This window comes from Thermodesulfobacteriota bacterium (genome assembly GCA_039028315.1).
In the GTDB taxonomy this organism is placed as follows: Bacteria; Desulfobacterota_D; UBA1144; order Nemesobacterales; family UBA2774; genus CR02bin9.
This window is the reverse complement of sequence record JBCCIH010000222.1, coordinates 1-3,279: the sequence shown is the minus strand read 5'-3', so window position 1 is coordinate 3,279 and position 3,279 is coordinate 1. Positions and strand designations below refer to the sequence as shown.

Below are 3,279 nucleotides of genomic sequence, written 5' to 3'. Positions count from 1 at the left end.
TGCATTTAATATGCAATTATTCAAATCAACTATTAAATAATATTATAGCCCGATAATTAAATGTATACAACAATTGTCGAAATAACTAAATAATATCGATTAGTTATATTTGTATCCTCAGTAATTTAACAATATAATCCCTTGCTATGAGAGTAGTTTTTATGGGTACACCTGAATTTGCGGTGGCCTCGCTTAAAGCACTAATTGAATCTGAAGACGATGTAGTTGCTGTTGTAGCACAGCCAGACAGGCCCAAGGGAAGGGGGCACCATATTAGCGAGCCGCCGACAAAAGTATTGGCTATGGAGCATAATATTACAGTCCTTCAGCCAGAGAAAATTAAGAACCAGGAATTTTATGACCAGCTTCAGTATTTTAATCCGGACCTAATCTGTGTCACTGCCTATGGAAAGATATTATCCAAGGAAATTCTTGATCTACCGCCGCATGGATGTATCAACGTTCACGCATCACTTCTACCAAAATATAGAGGGGCTGCTCCTATTAACTGGGCCCTGGTAAGGGGTGAGACCATTACAGGCATAACAACTATGCTGATGGATGAGGGTATGGATACGGGTGATATGCTGCTTAAAAAAGAGCTTGAAATAGCAGATGAAGATGATGCTGGAGTAATTTCTAAGCGCTTATCTGAGATGGGCGGAGCACTTTTAATAGAAACAATAGCTCAACTAAAACAGGGCAAATTAACTCCTCAAAAGCAGGATGGATCACAGGCAACCTATGCCCCTATGCTAAAGAAATCAGATGGCGAGATCGATTGGACAAAGCCCGCTCTTGAACTTCATAACTTAATAAGAGGAATGAACCCTTGGCCTGGAACATTTACTCATTTTTCAGGGAAGTCTCTTAAAATATTTAAATCCCAAGTATCACAAGGTCAAGCAAAGCCAGGGGAGGTGCTGGAATCTTCTACAAATTACCTAACTGTTGCAACTGGAGATGGAGCTTTAGATATTCTTGAGCTTCAAATTGAGGGCGGCAAAAGACTAGATGCTAAATCATTTCTTACTGGACGCAAAATCCCCAAAGGCACAATCTTGGGCCATTCATAGATAAGGCCATTACGCTTAACAGTATTCGTTGCCAAACATAGACTCCATGGTAGTATAACAAGCCGATGCTTAGGGTGCTGACAGGGACTGCGAAGGGCAGAAGGCTCAAAGTTCCAAAGGGCCAGAAGATACGCCCGATGACGAGCAGGGTTAAAAAGTCCGTTTTTGACACCCTGGGCGATATTTCGGGACTAAAAGTGCTCGATGTGTTTGCAGGCTCTGGTGGAATTGGGATAGAATCAATAAGCTGCGGCGCACGAAGTGTTGTAGCAATAGAGAAAGATCCGTCAGTGTTCAAAATTACAAATGAGAATTATGAGCACTGCGGTTTTAAAGATAAAGCAAGCCTAATTTGTATGGATTATAAGTCAGCGCTATTGAGGCTTAGAAAGAGAAATGAGGTTTTTGATCTGATTTTTGTAGATCCGCCTTATAAGCTTTATGAGGAGTTAGAGGTAGACGATTTTATAGGCGATGTTTCAGATCTTCTGGATCAAGATGGAGTCATAGTGATAGAGCACGACTATAAGCTAGATAATGAGCTGCCCGGGTTTAATAGAATTACTAGACCATTTGGCGGCACACATGTTAGTTATTTTAGGAAGGGTGAAGAGTAATGAAAGTAGCTATTTATCCTGGGTCTTTTGATCCGTTTACAAATGGACATAAAAACATTATTGAGCGGGGTGTAAAGGTCTTTGACCAAGTTATCGTAGCTGTTGCTCATAATACTACTAAAAAGACTGTTTTTTCTGTCGAAGAGCGGGTCGAAATAATAAACGAAGTATTCAAAGACAGAGATGATGTAAAAGTAGACTATTTTGAAGGTCTACTTGTTGAATATATAAAGAGGATGGGAACCAACATTGTCTTAAGAGGTATGAGGACAGTGTCAGACTTTGAGTTTGAGATGCAGATGGCGCTAGCCAATAAGACGCTAAGCTCAGAGCTTGAAACGGTTTTCATGGTTACGGATAGTGAGTACTCACACATAAGCTCCTCGGTAATCAAAGAAGTAATTTCACTAAACGGGACGGCTCCCCATATGGTGCCCGAAGTAGTAGAAAAAAGGTTAAGGGAAAAACTTTTAAAAAGTTAGGAGGATTTACCAAATGAAATTATCTGCGCGCGCACAAAGACTACAACCCTCAGCGACTCTAACTATCACTGCAAAAGCAAAATCCCTTAGAGCTCAAGGTGTAGATGTAATTGGATTTGGTGCTGGAGAGCCCGATTTTGACAGCCCCGATCATGTAAAACAAGACGCCATCCGTGCAATAAATGATGGCATGACCAAATATACAGGTGTTGGTGGGATCGATGAGCTAAAGGACGCAATAATCCACCGTCTCAAAGAAGACCACGGTCTTGAGTATGAAAAATCAGAGATCATAACCTCGGTAGGTGCTAAACACACTTTGTATAACATTATGCAGGTTCTTTTTGACAAAGGGGATGAAGTTATTGTTCCCGCTCCTTACTGGGTCTCTTACCCTGAGCAGATAAAACTAGCTGAAGCTACACCTGTAATTATAGATACTAATGAAGATCAAGGTTTTAAACTAACTCCCGAATCTTTAAAACAAAATATCACTGCAAATTCCAAAGCTCTCATATTGAACTATCCTTCTAACCCTACCGGAGCAACTTATAACGAATCTGAGCTAAGGGCAATTATTGATGTTGCAATGGACGCCGGGCTTACAATCATTTCAGACGAGATCTATGAGAAGATCATATACGGAGATACGAAACACGTACCTGTTGCCGCGCTTAGTGATGATATTAAAAAGGCAACTATCTTAGTAAACGGAGTCTCCAAAACCTACTCAATGACCGGATGGAGAATAGGGTATGCAGCAGGGGATAAAGATGTCATAAGCGCGATGAGCAAGCTTCAAGGTCAGTCCACATCTAACCCTACGTCAATCTCACAGTATGCGGCAATTTCAGCATTCACTGGAGATCACGGCGTAATTGAAGACAGGACTAAAGAGTTTGAACAGCGTAAAAATTATATTGTAGAGAAGCTTAATGCCATCCCAGGCATTAGCTGCTTTGATCCTCAGGGCGCTTTCTACGTTTTCCCTAACGTATCCGGCTACTACGGCAAAGAGTATGACGGCAAGACCATTGAGAATTCACTTGATTTTACTGAGTACATATTGGTAGAGGCAAAAGTAGCCGTTGTTCCAGGAGTTGC

The 3,279-nt window shown here is 41.2% G+C and carries 4 protein-coding genes; all 4 read left to right on the top strand.

Annotated features, from left to right (window positions below):
* Positions 1–146 precede the first annotated feature (146 nt).
* Positions 147–1,076 carry a methionyl-tRNA formyltransferase gene (gene fmt, locus AAF462_11125; protein MEM7009674.1) on the top strand — a complete coding sequence of 310 codons (930 nt, stop codon included), beginning with the start codon at positions 147–149 and terminating at the stop codon, positions 1,074–1,076.
* A 65-nt stretch (positions 1,077–1,141) separates the two neighbouring features.
* Positions 1,142–1,693, top strand: coding sequence for a 16S rRNA (guanine(966)-N(2))-methyltransferase RsmD (rsmD, locus tag AAF462_11120; protein ID MEM7009673.1), 552 nt, complete (start codon positions 1,142–1,144; stop codon positions 1,691–1,693).
* Positions 1,693–2,175 carry a pantetheine-phosphate adenylyltransferase gene (gene coaD / locus AAF462_11115; GenBank protein ID MEM7009672.1) on the top strand — a complete coding sequence of 161 codons (483 nt, stop codon included), beginning with the start codon at positions 1,693–1,695 and terminating at the stop codon, positions 2,173–2,175. The genes rsmD and coaD overlap by 1 nt, the downstream gene beginning before the upstream one ends.
* Before the next feature lie 13 nt (positions 2,176–2,188).
* Positions 2,189–3,279 (top strand): pyridoxal phosphate-dependent aminotransferase (locus tag AAF462_11110; protein ID MEM7009671.1); only part of this gene is annotated, 1,091 nt, incomplete at its 3' end.